Raw genomic sequence first — 14,890 nt, forward strand, 5'->3', positions numbered from 1 at the left:
TTACTGCAACTAATCAAAATAGTTAAAAGATGTAAAGGACTTCCCTCGTGGCAAGTGTTACGTTCGACAAAGCGACCAGGCAGTTCTCTGGCGCCCCAAAACCCGCTGTTGACCAGCTGGACCTAACCATTGAGGACGGTGAATGCGTGGTTTTCGTTGGGCCCTCAGGCTGCGGAAAATCCACGTCCCTACGCATGGTCGCGGGCCTAGAACCCGTAACTTCCGGACGGGTACTGATAGACGGTAAAGACATGAGCGGGCGGCGCCCCCGGGAACGGGACGTGGCCATGGTGTTCCAGTCTTACGCCCTGTACCCGAACATGACAGTCGCGCAGAACATGGCGTTTGCCCTCGAGAATAAGAAGGTACCGAAATCTCAGATTGACGAACGCATCAGCTGGGCGGCAAAACTGCTGCAGTTAGACGACCTGCTTGGCCGCAAACCCGCGGCCCTGTCTGGTGGACAGCGTCAACGCGTCGCCATGGGCCGAGCCATCGTGCGCAAACCCGCGGTGTTCTGCATGGACGAGCCGCTATCAAACCTCGATGCGAAACTGCGGGTCACGATGCGCGGTGAGATCGCGGCGCTGCAACGCGAACTCGGGGTAACGACCGTGTACGTGACCCACGACCAGACGGAAGCCATGACGATGGGGGACCGCGTGGCCGTGATCCGCGATGGGCAGCTGCAACAAGTGGCCCCACCGATGGAACTGTACTCCAACCCAGTGAACACGTTCGTCGCTGGTTTTATTGGCTCACCAGCAATCACCATTTTCGACTGCCCCCTGGAATCGGACGGGTCAATCCAGATCGCGGGTATGCGCCTGCAGGTACCGCGCGACGTGGTACAGAAGGCGCGGCAACACGTGTTGGTGGGGATTCGTCCGGAGGCGTGGCGGCCAGCTTCAGAATCAGAGCAGGCCCTGACGATTACTGTGGACCTGGTAGAACTACTGGGGTCGCAAGCGTTCGTGTATGGCACCCCCGCCCCCGTTGAGGGCGCTGCTGGCCACGTTCCTACTTTCACGCCGGAGCGGATTGCGATGGCGCTGCCGAAGAAGCACTCTGCGACTGCTGGGGGCGTGTACCGCGCGAGCGTAGACCCGGCAGACGTGTACTACTTCGATAAAGAAACCGGGCAGACCCTGCGCTGACCGCCGCCAGGCAGACCCTGCGCTGACCGCCGCCAGGCATAGTCTCGGTCCAAAGTCGATTCTAAACCCAAAGGGCCCCTCCTGCCGTCTTCCGGTAGGAGGGGCCCTTTATTGCTTGTGGTGTGTTGTTGTAGTGCCCCCGAGACGATTCGAACGTCCGACACCCGCTTTAGGAGAGCGGTGCTCTATCCCCTGAGCTACGAGGGCCACTTCCCCACTCGATAACCCCGGTGGTCCTGATGACCCCGATGGCCTCAACCGTTTCAATCGACACGATGGCCTCAATGGTATTGATAGTGGGGAACTAACTGGTCTAGTTTAACAGTGTTACCCGCGGTAAACCGAACTGGTGTTGTCGGTTCGGTTGGATTTTATGGGCCGACCTGGTTTATTTGCGTTCCCACGAGGGCACGTCGTCCTCGTCGGGTTCGTTACTGGAGGGCACGACCATCACCGGGCACGTGGAGTGTGCCAGCACGGTTTGCGAAGTGGAGCCAAGTAGGAGACCTTGGAAGCCACCTTTGCCACGGTTACCCACGACCACCAGGTCCACAGCTGTAGAGAACTCCGTCAGCAGCGCGGCTGGGGAGCCGTCGAGCACGTGCTGGTACACCGCCACTTTGCGCCCGTCCAGGGCCTCGTCAATCGCACTGTCCAACCCTTCCGTGATCGACTCGGTCAGGGCCTCCCGGTCTACAGTGGCAGGTAACCACGCGAACATACCCGTGCCAGAAGCCATCGGGATGGCAGCCACGGCGGTGAGTTCGCAGTCCCACGTCTGCGCTTGATCCACGGCTGCCCGCAACGCGTTCGACGCCGTTTCGGACCCATCGACGCCCACGACAATCCGTTTAACCGGGGTGAATGGGGATCCGGATGTGTGGCGCGGCACGACCACCACGGGGCAGCGCGCGTGCGCAGGCAAGGCGGAAGAAACGGTGCCGAGCAACCGGTCGGCGAGCCCACCGTTTCCTTTTGACCCAACGACAATCATGTCGACTTCCCGACTCGTTTCTACGAGCACGCCAGCGGGGTCTCCCGGTTCGATGGATCCGGTAATGTCAACGCCTTGCTCGCGGCCGATTTGCACGGCTTCGTCAACGGCCTGCTGCGCGTTCTTCTTCAACGCTTCATCATCAGTGGGGGTGAAGCCACCGTCGAGCGCTGCGGAACTGTATGACGCCAGCGCGTACGTGCAGATCACGTGCACCATTGCACCGTTTTGCAACGCTAGCGACACGGCCCACTCAACCGCCCGCTTGGACTGGTTTGAACCGTCGACGCCAACCAAGATTACTTGTTGCCTGGTCATTACTGCCTCCTAAAAGAGTCTTAACTCTATTTTGCCCTGAAAATCCTCGTCGCGAGCAAAGATGAAGTTGAACCGGCGGATTAGATCGCGCAAACATCCGGCTTCCGTGCGTGGTATAGACCTCACCGTGCGTGGTATAGGCCTCACCGTGCGTAGTACGGGCCACCGGGAGCGCGGCCACGTGTTGCGCTGACAATGTTTTGAGGGTCCGGCTACTACCGGACCCTCAACGATTCAATTATCCCAACTGCCGCGGTTAAGAAAGATCTCTCGCTACGATTGGGTGCTTACAGGCGGACGAACTCGTGGTAGGCGCCCATCACGGGGCCGTATTGCACGCCCATACCAGGATTGAGCGCTTCCACGACCATGCCGTTACCCGCGTAGATCGCTACGTGGCCGTAGGGGTAGTAAACGATGTCACCGGGTTTCGCTTCCGCTGCCGAAACCTTGGTGCCCATCTGTCCGATTCCACCGGATGAGTGAGGCAGGTTGTAACCCAGTTGTGCGAACACGTACTTCACCAGGCCGGAGCAGTCGAAACCAGCGGGGGATTCCCCTGCCCACACGTAGGGCGAACCCACGTATTGCATGGCGATACCAACCGCGCCACCCGCGGTGCTGGCAGGAGCTGCCGTGTGCTCCGCACCGGCTACGTCTGCGTCTGCGTCGGCGTCCGTGCGCTGCGCGCGATCTGCGGCCGTGGTGCGGCCAGCGAGCGCGTCTTCAGCTGCTTCGGTGGTTACCTGCGGGGTTTGAACTTCAACGGCGAGTTCATCTGAAACTGTCCACGAAACATCTTTGGGGGCAACCACAGCGGGGTTAACGGACGGCGCAACAGCGCGGTCTATCGTCACGTTCGCAAGTGGTTTTTTGCCTAGATCTAGGTTCGTGTCAGGGGTTGCGTAAGCGACACCGGTTCCTACAGCTGTGATGGCCATACCGGTTGCGGATACGACCGCTGCGGAACGCTGTCCAAGTTTTGCATTCGTCAAAGGCGTTACCGGTCGGCATGCGCGCCGATGGCGGGCCTTATACACGTTTTTTGCCACTATGTCTTAGTCTCCTCGAAACGAGCCTGCGAGGTAAGCTGTCGGGTTAGAGATCGAGATTCTCCGCCAGAGACTGGCTTCACCCCAAGGGATGCTTCCCACGTTTGGGTCCCCCGCGCTCCATCTTCCTGCGGGTTCCTACTCGAAGCAGATGGAGCCTCGGCTTCAACGAGTAGGAGTTGGGACCTGATTAACCCAACAGGAATAACAATATACGAGAAATAACGGAATTGTCACATCTTGATAACGGATGTGAATAGATCCACTTGAAACGCGCACACAAAACCGGTTGCGATCCCGTTTTCCCGGTCAAAACACACTCTTGTTTCCCGGTCAAGAATGCTCTTGTTTCCCGGTCAAAGCACTCTTGCGGCCAGCGCTCGCGTTGCTAGTTGCGTTCCACAAACACGTGAGGTTCTAGGACCTCGGGGACTGCGATGTACTCATCTTTTTGCTGCCCATCCACGTTGGGGTGAAGTTGCACCTGCCCGCGAGCAAACTCCGCGCACATCACCCACCCGGGTTTTACCCCGAGTTTCGCGTATTCTTCGAGCACCTGCGCGTCTGCTTGGGCAGGTTCACCGAGGCGCGACAAGGTTAGGCCGCATACGCTCGCCCCTTCGCCCACAGCTTCGCGAATGGATGCGAGGGAAACTTCTTTTTCGTTCAGCTTTCCCGCGCCGGGCACGGGGTTTCCGTACGGGTCGTATTCCGCATTCGGCAGCAGGTCGGTGAGGCGTTCTTCCACCACTTTCGACATGACATGTTCCCACCGGCACGCTTCTTCGTGCACGAGGTCTACGCGCAGTCCGATTACGTCGAGTAGGAGGCGTTCGGCCAGTCGGTGTTTGCGCACCACTTCGCGCGCGAGGTCGTGCCCTTCGGAGGTGAATTCCAGGACCCGCCCCTCCCCGACTGTTACGAGTCCGTCGCGTTCCATGCGGGCGATCGTTTGCGACACGGTGGGGCCGGAGTGTTCTAATCGTTCGACGATACGGGCCCGCATTGGGGTCACGCCGTCCTCAATCATTTCGTAGATTGTTTTTAAGTACATTTCGGTCGTGTCGATTAGATCGCGCATTCGAAGCCCCTTCTTGCTGGTACTGTTCCAGTTTGCCAGATGCTTGCAGTATTATCACGAGGTTTTACTTCGCGCAGCGCAAAATTGCGCGTCGGCCGTGATACGTGCAACATTGGGACCTTTGTCGCCCCGATGATTGGACTGCGTTTCAGCTTCCACATTTACCGGATTTAGGTAACGCCTGCGGCGTTTAATACGAGGCAGCGGGCAGCGTGGGTTGTGTACACGCGCGCAGATTCTGGTTTTCCCCTGCGCTGGCTTAGGTTGGAAGGTATGGAGCACACAGTTTCTTCCCCTGTTATTCCCCCGCATCTTCTGCCGGCTGATGGCCGGTTTGGGGCGGGGCCGTCGAAGGTCCGCGCGGAGTCGATTGCGCAGATTGGGGCGTGCGGCCTGATGGGCACGTCGCATCGGCAGGCTCCGGTGCGTTCGCTGGTTGCGCAGATTCGCGAGATGGTGCGTGACTTGTTTGCGCTTCCCGCTGACTATGAGGTGGTGCTTGGGAACGGGGGTGCCACGGCTTTTTGGGCGGTTGCGTGCACGAGTTTGATTCGCCGCCGCAGCGTGTTTGCGACGTTTGGGGAGTTTGGGTTCAAGTTTTACGATGAGGCGCGGCGCACCCCGTTCTTGGACGTTCCGGCACGTTTTGACGCGCCTGCGGGGCAGTTAGCGACGGTGGAGCCGGTTGAGGGTGCGGACGTGTATGCGTGGCCGCACCATGAGACATCCACGGGTGTGTTGGCACCGGTTCGGCGGCCGGTGGGTGCTGAGGGTGCGTTGGTGCTGGTTGATGCCACGTCGGTGGCGGGCGCGGTAGTAGTGGATGTGGGGCAAACTGATGCGTATTATTTTTCGCCGCAGAAGGCATTTGGGTCCGATGGTGGGTTGTGGGTGGCGGCGCTGTCGCCCGCGGCGATTGAACGGGCCGCACAGTTGGAGCGGCTGACTGACCGGTGGATGCCGCAGTTCCTCAACTTGAATCTTGCGGTCCGTAATGCGCGCAAAGATCAGACGGTGAACACCCCTGCGTTAGCGACGTTAGTGATGCTGCACGCGCAGCTGGAATGGATGCTAGACGCCGGTGGGCTTCAGGCGTGTTTTCAGCGGGTTAAAACCAGCACCGATGCGATTTATGAGTGGGCGCAGAACCGACCGTTCACCACCCCTTTTGTAGCAGATGAGGCGCTGCGCAGCCCGGTTGTGGCGACCATTGATTTTGAGGGGGTAGACGCCGCTCAAGTGGCCCGCGTGTTGCGGGCAAACGGGGTGGTGGATGTGGAGCCGTACCGGAAGTTGGGTCGCAACCAGTTGCGCATCAGCACGTTCCCCGCGGTAGATCCCGCGGATGTCACGGCGCTACTAAAGTGCATCGACTGGGTAGTAGACAACGTGTCCTCTACGCGTGCGGGTCAATAGGGTCATCCACGGGAGCGTCAAGAGCGTCGTTACGGTCATCCAAGGGCGTCACTAGACTCATCCACGGGAGCGTCAAGGGTGTCGTTACGGTCATCCAAGGGCGTCACTAGACTCATATATGGGTATCGTTAGGGTTCGTCCACGCGATCGGATTCCGCGTCTAGCTGTTCTTCAGTTTCTTCGCTTTGTGGCTGTCTGTTTTCTTCGCTTCGCCGTTGCCCGTTTTCTTCGCTTCGCCGTTGCCCGGCATCTTCGCTTTGTGGCTGCCCATTTTCCTCAGCTTGCTGCTGCGATTCCGCCTGCTGCTCCTGCGCTTCCTTCTGCTTCCGAGCTTTTTCTTCCTCTAGGCGACGGCGCCGGTCTTCAGCGCGTTCACGCGGGCCGTACATGATGATGGGGTGGCGACTGAACCGGGCTTTCACCCGCACATCCCAAGAATGTACCGCCCACAACCCACAGATAACCGCAACAACTATGGAAATCAGCCCGCCGGCAATGAGCGCCCACCGGCCACCCGCCACGTCCGCGATCCACCCGATTATGGGTGCGCCAATCGGGTTGGCTCCCAGGTAGACCATCAGATACAGGCTCATCACGCGGCCACGCATCTGCGGATCCGTGGACACTTGAATCGCCGCGTTCGCAGCCGTGACCATGGTGAGCATCGCAAGCCCGGTTGGGACCGCCAAGATCGCGAAAGTCGCGTACGTGGGGGCAACGCCCAGCAAAATGTTGAACATGCCGAACAGGACGGCAGCAATCACGACGAGCCGGACCCGCGGGTATTTACGCCGGGCCGCCAGTAGCGCCCCGATGAGCGCACCCACTGCCATGAACGAGCCCAAAATCCCGTATTCACCCGCGCCTTTACCGAACACGTCCGTGGCCATGACTGCGGAGGTCATCTGGAAGTTCATCCCAAACGCCGACACAATGCCGGCAACAATCATGATCACCACGATGTCCGTGCGTTTGCGGACGTAGCGAAATCCTTTGCGGATCTGGTGTTTCTCGTGGGGCACGTGTTCGATTTCGTGAAGTTCGCCCAGCCTCATGAGCAAAATTCCGATAACGGGCCCAAAGAACAGCAGGAAGTTAACTACGAATACCCAACCGGGGCCAACCCATTCGATCACAAGGCCCGAGATGGCGGGGCCAATTAGCCGCGCCACGTTGAACGCCGCCGAGTTAAGCCCAACAGCATTGGGCAGGAATTTGAGTGGCACCAGTTCGGATACGAATGTTTGGCGGGCGGGTGAATCGATAGTCCCGATAATCCCCGAAATGAACGCCAGTGCGTACACGTGCCAAAGCTGTGCTGTGTTAGTAAGAATCAGTATCCCAAGTATTAGGGACATTATGCCGTTGAGGGATTGGCACAGCTGCACTACGCGGCGCAGGTTCATGCGGTCGGCAATCAGGCCGGCCCACGGGCTAAACAGGAGGGTGGGGATGAACTGGAGTGCGGTCACGATGCCAAGTGCGGTCCCGGACCCGTTTGTGAGTACGGTTAGCACAACCCAGTCTTGGGCTACGCGCTGCATCCACATTGCCGACGAAGCCACAATGTTCGCACCAAACCACAACCGGTAGTTAAAGAACTTTAATGATGCGAAAGTGGACGACACCCGGGCTCCTTCAATATTTAGCTTCAACGGTTACCGCTTGTGCGCATGTGTTCACTATGCGTACGCTCTTGGGGCGGTAGTGCATGTGTCACTGTTATTTGGCGGCTCTGTAGTTGCCAGGTTATCAACATTGCGTTTGATGTTTCTAGGGCAGTTGGATCGTCTTAGCTCAGAGCAAACTCGTGGCCCAGCGTTTGCTGGGCCACGAAATATTTTATTCTTCTTTTTTAAGGGTACTATACGCTTTTCTTAAGATTATGAGACGCCAAGCAAACTTTGGATGGGTCCGAGCATGAAGTAGATGGCGAACAGGATGCCGATCACCCACATGAGCGGGTGGATGCGGTTCTTTTTGTTGTCCAGGTTCGCAACGATGTAGGCGATGAAGCCAGCGCCGATCCCCACCGAGATGGAGTAGGCGAACGGCATGAACGCGATGGTCATGAACGCGGGGATTGCGATGCGCGGGTCCGACCATTTAATGGACGCAACCTGGGACATCATGAGGAACCCGACGAACACGAGGGCGGTGGAAGCTGCTTCCGTGGGCACCAGCTGTACGAGCGGTGCGAAGAATATGGACAGGAGGAACAACCCACCGGTCACGACGTTCGCGAACCCGGTGCGGGCGCCCTCCCCGACCCCGGCGGACGATTCTACGAAAGACGTGTTTGAGGAAACGCCACCGAGCCCACCGGCAATTGCAGACAGGGAGTCGATCAGGAGGATTTGGCGGGTGCGCGGCGGGGTCCCGGTTTTGTCCAGTAGGCCCGCTTCGGAACCGATCGCCACCATTGTGCCCATCGTGTCGAAGAAGTCCGCGAGCATTAGGGAGAACACGAGCAGCACCACGGCCAGGGGCCCGAGTTTGTGGAATGCGCCGAAGAAGTCCACTTGCCCGAGGGAGGAGAAGTCGGGTAGGGACACGATGTTGCCTTTAATTTCGGGTACGGACACGCCCCAGCCGGTGGGGTTATCTTCTGATTTGGGGCCGAGTTTGGCCACCAGTTGGATTAGTACCGCCAGGGTTGTGGACGTGACGATACCGATTAGGATCGCGCCTTTAACTTTGCGCACGTACAGGATGATGGTGAGGAACAGGCCGACTACGAATACGAGTGCGGGCCAGCCCGCGAGCGAGCCGTGGACACCGAGTTCTACGGGCACGCCGGAACCAGGGCGGATCACGCCGGCGTTCAGCAGGCCAACGAACGCGATGAACAGGCCGATCCCTACTGAGATGGAGGTTTTCAACTGGTTGGGGACGGCAGAAAAAATGGCCTCGCGGAAACCCGTGAGGACCAGGATTGTGATTAGTACACCTTCCCAGAAGATCAGCCCCATGGCTTCTTGGAAGGTGAGGTGTGAACCGACTACGAGCGTGAACGACACCATGGCGTTCAGCCCCATCCCCGCGGCGAGTGCGAGTGGGTAGTTGGCCACTACGCCCATGAGGATCGTGGTTAGACCGGCGATTAGGGAGGTGCCGGCCGCGATCGCGGTGATGGAGATGGAACCGTCGCTGGGCAGTGCCGTGGAGAGAACGATCGGGTTGATGACCAGGATGTAGGCCATCGCGAAGAAGGTTACGAATCCGCCGCGGATTTCGCGGCTGAAAGTGGATCCGCGTTCAGTTATTTGGAAGAAGGAATCTATCTTGCCCACTTTAGGGGGTGTCACTGTGTCTTTAGTTTCCACCTCTCCTAGTGTGCCAAACGCGCGGGTTGTTCTCGAAATGGGTGGGCACATTATGGACAGTTCGCCGCGCTGGCAGATGGAAGCGTTAACCTGAGTTAAAGAGTGTACCTACCGCGAGTTAAGACAGTACTTCAATGTTGTTTTCGTCTAGGTGCGTGGGAGTAATGGGCCACTGTGACGGCTGATTTTTGATTCCCGTTTCCGAGTGCGCGCCGCACGCGTGTTTGAGCGCTACGACCCGCCCGTCGTCCGCGGACCATTCATTTGAGCACACCCCGTATTTATCCCCTAGTTTCCCCTCGATTGAAAGCAGGAACCCGCAGGAGTCACAGGTGGCGTCGAACTGAGGCTTGTTATTGTGTTCAAAGCGTTTGCGGTTTCGCCGTCCCACCGAGCGGCCCGCCCGTTCTTTCGCGTCCCGGCGGGCACGGCGGCGACGTCTAGTTTCCCACCGTTCCACCGTTTCTTCTTCCCCTTGTTGCGACAGTTCACGCGGCCGTTTCAGCGGCGCGGCGTCTTCGGTTTCTCGCGCTTCTAAGCGTTCGTCGTTTTTCTGGTAGGGCAGGATGTCGGATGGGGTAACGTCGGATGGTTCCAGACGGTCTTCCCACGGGACCCAGTCTGGCGCCAGGAGCGCACCTTTGCCGGGCAGTAGGTTCACTTCACACATGGTGACTTGGCGTTGCCGGGGGGCGCGCGCCACGGTCACTGCCCAGTGCCACCCCACGTACCCTTCTTTGAGGCATTCATAGTAGTGCGTGTGAAGCCTCTCCCCTTCGGCGACGTCACCGATGTGCTGCCCAATGTCGTCGGGGTGCACACTTTGGCACGCGAGTTCACGCGCTTGCTTTGACGCACTTTGGAGCACTTTATCTACCCGCACGCCACCTGCACGTTTGGTTGCACGCGTGGTTTCGCGTTTAGTTTCGCTTTCGCGCTTAGGTTCGGTAGGTACCGCCGCTTTCTTCGTCTCTGGGTGCGGCGTGTTGTGCTCATTTTCCACTACTTGGTTTGAGTTGTTCTGCTTATTGTTTTTAGGCATCAAAATCATCTGCTACAGCACGTAAAAGTTCAGCGATTTTACGTGAATTGTCTGGGTATTTTCCGCGCCGCAGTTGGTGGGAAGACCCGTCTAATAGTTTGATTAGATCCTCTACCAGCCCAACCATTGCTTGTGGTCGCCGGCGCCTTAGTTTTCGAATAGAAGGTGCTTCAGGTAGTACCTCAGCAGTAATCGCTTGAGGTCCTTTCCGCCCATCCACAATCGAGTACTCTATGCGACTACCAGCTTTGGGGCGCGGCGAACCACCGTTCAATGCGGATGCGTGTAAGAACACGGATTCTCCATTGTCACCTTCGATAAAGCCAAACCCTTTGTCTTCATCGAAAAACTTCACCTTACCGGTGGGCACAGTGCCTCCTTAGTTTTGCGCGGTCCCTCATACGGGATTACTGGATTACCCTCTATGATAGTGGTTGCAGGCAAGGGTTGCTTAAACTGTTGAAACAGCGCGGTGAATACCAGGATGCAAAAGGGGGCTGTGTGGGCACGGTGGCGATTGTAGGCGCGGCACTAGGGGTGGCGGTAGTGGCCGGCGTAGTGTATGCCGTGAAGACGCGCACATCCTCCGCCTCAGACGCCGACTCGACACGGTCGCACGCGCACGAAGATACAGAGGCGGAGACAATTAGTTCTGCCGGTACTGCCGGTTCTGCTGGTGCTGCTGGTCCTGCAAGTAGTTCTACGGAGTCTATGGGCTCCACTAATTCTGACGACACTAGTGAGTCTGCCGCGAATGCGGATTCTATTGTTTCTGCGGAGTCTGCCGGTTCCGTTGAGGCTGCGCCCCGCGAGGCCGCGAACGAGGATGACCCCTTAGGTGCTGCGCGCACAGATTCCGGCAACGAACACAAAAGCGAAACTGGGACTGGGGAATCAGCTGAAGCGGCGGTGATTGCGCCGGCGCGCGCGCAACCAACCGTGGAAGAGTTTGAATCAGTGCTGCGTGATGCCTGGCAAGAACTGTGGTTGTCACGCTGGGTGTTGGGCCGGCGGGCGTGCGCGGATTTAGAGAACGCGATTAAGAATGCTCGCGCGTTATTGGCCACTCTATCTTTGGACACTGCCCATTCCCCGCTCTTGTCGTCCACGGTTGAAGCGTTAGAGCACGCGGAAGAACCGTTGCGGAACCTGCGGTTAGCGCAGTGGCAACGCGGCCTAGCTCCCACGCAGTGGCGGCGAACCAACCCGCACAGGGTGGCGATCACAACAGGACGCTACGTGAGCCCGGACCCCAGTGATGGGCTAGCCCGCCTGGCTTCCGAAACATACTACGGGTTAGAACAAGCACGGTTCGACATTGCGCGAATCACTCCCATCGCCGGGTCGCAAACGGCCGCGATACTGCGTTCGTTGCTCACGCGAGCCCGCGAGCAACTGGAGAAAGCACAGCACGAGCAACTGGAACGAGTGCAGCAAGAGCAAGTGGGACAAACTCAGGTGGGGCAAGCACAGGAGCAGCGGGCCCCACGCACTGAACAAGAGCCTGCGTCCGCGCAAGAACCAGCGGCGGCGCAAGAACCGGCGGGGAACACTACCGGCACGCCACAATCCCTGGGGATGCAAGACCTGCTTGCGGCAGAGAAGCACTTGGTGAATGCCGCGTGGGCGCGCCGCGCTATCCGGTTGAGCGCTAACTACGTGCGCGCACGCGCGGATGTGAACACGTGGGCGGATCCGAACCACGCAAACGTAGAACCAGAGCAGTGGTTCAAATACGCCCGCATCGGCATCCGCATGGTCAACGTCCTGTGCGACTGCGCGTATATTTACACCCCGTTTCACGCAAGCGCGAGCACACGCAAGAACCTGGGCCGGGCCCAGATACTCTTCACTGACCAGGTGAAACACGTGCAGGCCGGGGCAGAACCTCAAGCGCATACGTGCGAAACCATTACCGAACTCGTGGCGAATACGCTGGAGGCAATCATGCCGGCATTCGAACCGCAAGAATAGTCGCGTCCAGGGTCAAGACACGCCTCGCGCTTGGAGGCCGGATGCCTGTGCCGCACGCAAGCCACGTGCCTGTGTCGCACGCAAACTGTGTCTGACCGCGCGCAAGCCACGTGCCTGTGTTGCACGCAAACCGTGCCTGTGCCGCACGCACGCCATGCCTGACCGCGCGGAAACTACGCAGGCACGCCGAATAGTCGGCCAGGAGACGCTGACAAAACCGGAAGATATGCGGAAGAATAGGACACATGAAGTTAGTACACGTCACGCGCCGCCCCGGCCTGTGGATCTGGGTGGCTGTAACTGCAGTGATCACACTCTTAACCGCAGGGCTAACGGCCGGGTTAAACGCGGGAACGGCCCGGGCGGAACCACCGCAATCACTGGATGGAATCGTTACGGACCCCGCGGGCTTTTTAGACCAGAAATCAGCTGATAGTGCCCGTGAAAGCCTAAGTGCGGTGCGCGACAATGGGACAAACGCGTCCCTGGTGGTAATCAAAGATTTTGGTGGCGCAGACCCATACGGTTGGTGCACGGACGCTGCGCAGCAGTCGAACCTCGGGGGCGCGGACGTCGTGTACGTAATCGCCTACGAGCAGCGGCAATACTCCGTGTGTTTCGGATCCGCGCTCAACGGAGACGCAAAACGAATCAACCAGGCGGCAAAACAGGCGGCGGGCAAACTGCGGTCCACCCCTCTTACCGGCTCTAATGTGGCGGATGCGACCGAGGTTTTCGCCCACAAAATCGAAGGAATCACGCCCGGTGACACCAGCGGATCGGGCAGCAGTAGTGGGGATGATTCCGAAGATTCAATCTGGGGTGTGGCCGCCACAATCGCGATCGTTGCCCTGTTCGGCGGCGCGTGCGCGTGGTTCATATCCAGTCGCAACAAGAATCTGAAAGGCACTGCCACCATGCGTGCCCGCGGAGTGCGGGGCCGGCAGGTGGATCCGCAGAAAGCCGTGCAAGACGCCAGCCGCGCCCTCATGGAAGCAGACAACTCGGTGCAGGCTGCGGCGGACGACTTGGCGTTTGCCCGCGCCCAGTTCGGACAGCTCGACACGCAAAAGTTCGCACAAGCTGTGGACCATGCGAACGCGCTTTTGGACCGCGGGTTCAAGCTGCAACGCGAACTCGACCAGGGTGGCACCGATCCATCGGCTGGTTCGCATGCCGACCGCTCCCCGTCGGGCGCAACCACGGGCCCCACCCAGCAGTCCGCCCAGGAGCGGCTGCAACTCGCTGAGCAGATCCAGACGCTCGCACAGCAAGTACAAACCACGCTCGAAAAACACGTGGACGAGTTCCAGCGGTTACGCGACGTCGAAACCAACGCGGAGGACACCCTCAAGCAACTACGCACCTCCGTAACAGAAGCGGCGGCGAAAACCAAGCAGGCGGACGCGGAACTAGCGGGCCTGCGCCGCACCTACCCGCAGCAAGCTCTGCGTTCCATTTCGGATAATCCCACCCAGGCACGCAACTTGCTTGAGGCAGCCAACCAGGCTCTGGATGATGCGCAGGAACAGTTGGAATCGGACCGGTCTGCAGCAGTGCAGCAGATCAATATTGCGCAGCGGGCCCTCACGCAGGCTTTGAAAGAAATCCATGAGGTCATGGGTGCGTCCCAGGATCTGGATAGAGCCCAAGAGCGGCTAACCCAGGCGATCGCGTCGATCAGTTCCGATATTGCGGACACGCACCGGTTGGCGCCAAACGACACGGCGTTCGAACCACTCGTAGCTGCGGCGCAAAAAGCCGTTAAGCAAGGGCAAGAAGCGCAGGCTGGAAATGCGGACCCACTGGCTGCGCTCGCGAACCTGCGGCGCGCTGAAGACACGCTCGATGCCGCGCTCGCCAGTTTGCGGGGCGAAGAACAGCAGCGCGAACGCGCGGCCCAGCGGTTAGAAGACCGAAAACTGCACGTGGATCAGCTGATTGACCGGGCAGACCGGTACACGCGGACCCACCGCGCGAGCGCATCCATGTCGGCCCGCAGCGCCCTGAAACGCGCGCAAGAACTGCGCGGTCAAGCGCAAGCGGTGGAACAAGACGATCCAGAGCGAGCCCTCCACCTGCTCGGCCAAGCCCAAGAATCCGCGCAAGCAAGCATTGACGAAACGTTATATGCACGCCAGCAAGATAACCTGTCGACTTCGAACTCGGGTGGAATCGACTTGGGTACCCTCATGCTCGGGGGACTCCTGTTTGGAGGTGGACACAGCTCCGGGTGGGGTGGTTCCAACAGCTCGTGGGGTTCAGATTCGAACTCGTGGGGCTCCGGCGGTTCATTCGGCGGATTCTCCGGCGGGTTCGGTGGTTTTTCCGGCGGTGGCGGCTCGTCCGGCGGCTTCTAAACACTCGCCCGCAGCCTCTAAGCACTCGCCTGGCAGTTTCTAAACAGAGCGGATCTCAGGTGATCCACAGGTTATTTTCAGCAGTAACCAACGCCTCATTTTATATACTTAAAGCAACAGTTTGCGCGGCTCTCATCTTGCTGCAGCAGACATGAACATGACGGTTATCA

Annotated in this window: 11 protein-coding genes, 1 tRNA gene and 1 riboswitch; of the genes, 4 read left to right on the top strand and 8 right to left on the bottom strand. The window is 59.0% G+C overall.

What is annotated here, in order from left to right; translation table 11 throughout:
* Nucleotides 1–47 precede the first annotated feature (47 nt).
* A complete protein-coding gene (locus QS713_RS08055; RefSeq protein WP_313274291.1) occupies nucleotides 48–1,157 on the top strand; it encodes an ABC transporter ATP-binding protein in 1,110 nt (369 codons plus the stop codon).
* 134 nt (nucleotides 1,158–1,291) lie between these two features.
* On the opposite strand, the gene QS713_RS08060 is transcribed toward QS713_RS08055, so the two are convergent.
* The 4 genes from QS713_RS08060 to QS713_RS08075 form a co-directional block, all read right to left on the bottom strand.
* Nucleotides 1,292–1,364 (bottom strand) — tRNA-Arg (locus QS713_RS08060).
* Nucleotides 1,365–1,545: 181 nt separating this feature from the next.
* Nucleotides 1,546–2,469: a universal stress protein gene (locus QS713_RS08065; protein ID WP_313274293.1), complete on the bottom strand. Its 924-nt coding sequence runs from the start codon at nucleotides 2,467–2,469 to the stop codon at nucleotides 1,546–1,548.
* Between the two features lie 287 nt (nucleotides 2,470–2,756).
* Nucleotides 2,757–3,521: a C40 family peptidase gene (locus tag QS713_RS08070; protein ID WP_313274296.1), complete on the bottom strand. Its 765-nt coding sequence runs from the start codon at nucleotides 3,519–3,521 to the stop codon at nucleotides 2,757–2,759.
* A 7-nt stretch (nucleotides 3,522–3,528) separates the two neighbouring features.
* Nucleotides 3,529–3,667: riboswitch (cyclic di-AMP (ydaO/yuaA leader) on the bottom strand.
* Between the two features lie 242 nt (nucleotides 3,668–3,909).
* Nucleotides 3,910–4,602 carry a metal-dependent transcriptional regulator gene (locus QS713_RS08075; protein WP_313274299.1) on the bottom strand — a complete coding sequence of 231 codons (693 nt, stop codon included), beginning with the start codon at nucleotides 4,600–4,602 and terminating at the stop codon, nucleotides 3,910–3,912.
* Nucleotides 4,603–4,875: 273 nt separating this feature from the next.
* On the opposite strand from QS713_RS08075, the gene serC reads away from it, so the two are divergent.
* Entirely contained in the window at nucleotides 4,876–6,018 is a 1,143-nt protein-coding gene (gene serC / locus QS713_RS08080) for a phosphoserine transaminase (protein ID WP_313274301.1), read from the top strand.
* 128 nt (nucleotides 6,019–6,146) lie between these two features.
* Here the strand turns inward: serC and QS713_RS08085 are convergent, their stop codons facing one another.
* The 4 genes from QS713_RS08085 to QS713_RS08100 all read right to left on the bottom strand — a co-directional run bounded on the left by QS713_RS08085 (nucleotide 6,147) and on the right by QS713_RS08100 (nucleotide 10,756).
* Nucleotides 6,147–7,646 carry an MFS transporter gene (locus QS713_RS08085; RefSeq protein ID WP_313274303.1) on the bottom strand — a complete coding sequence of 500 codons (1,500 nt, stop codon included), beginning with the start codon at nucleotides 7,644–7,646 and terminating at the stop codon, nucleotides 6,147–6,149.
* Between the two features lie 255 nt (nucleotides 7,647–7,901).
* Entirely contained in the window at nucleotides 7,902–9,395 is a 1,494-nt protein-coding gene (locus QS713_RS08090; RefSeq protein ID WP_313274305.1) for an NCS2 family permease, read from the bottom strand.
* Nucleotides 9,396–9,462: 67 nt separating this feature from the next.
* Nucleotides 9,463–10,386, bottom strand: coding sequence for a DUF3027 domain-containing protein (locus tag QS713_RS08095; protein ID WP_313274308.1), 924 nt, complete (start codon nucleotides 10,384–10,386; stop codon nucleotides 9,463–9,465).
* A complete protein-coding gene (locus tag QS713_RS08100) occupies nucleotides 10,379–10,756 on the bottom strand; it encodes a cold-shock protein (protein ID WP_102216664.1) in 378 nt (125 codons plus the stop codon). The genes QS713_RS08095 and QS713_RS08100 overlap by 8 nt, the downstream gene beginning before the upstream one ends.
* Nucleotides 10,757–10,887: 131 nt before the next feature.
* On the opposite strand from QS713_RS08100, the gene QS713_RS08105 reads away from it, so the two are divergent.
* Both QS713_RS08105 and QS713_RS08110 read left to right on the top strand, forming a co-directional pair.
* Nucleotides 10,888–12,360 carry a hypothetical protein gene (locus QS713_RS08105; RefSeq protein WP_313274312.1) on the top strand — a complete coding sequence of 491 codons (1,473 nt, stop codon included), beginning with the start codon at nucleotides 10,888–10,890 and terminating at the stop codon, nucleotides 12,358–12,360.
* A gap of 245 nt (nucleotides 12,361–12,605) precedes the next feature.
* A complete protein-coding gene (locus tag QS713_RS08110; RefSeq protein WP_313274313.1) occupies nucleotides 12,606–14,720 on the top strand; it encodes a TPM domain-containing protein in 2,115 nt (704 codons plus the stop codon).
* The last annotated feature ends 170 nt before the right edge of the window (nucleotides 14,721–14,890 follow it).

The organism is Gleimia hominis, from assembly GCF_032085515.1.
GTDB lineage: Bacteria > Actinomycetota > Actinomycetes > Actinomycetales > Actinomycetaceae > Gleimia > Gleimia hominis.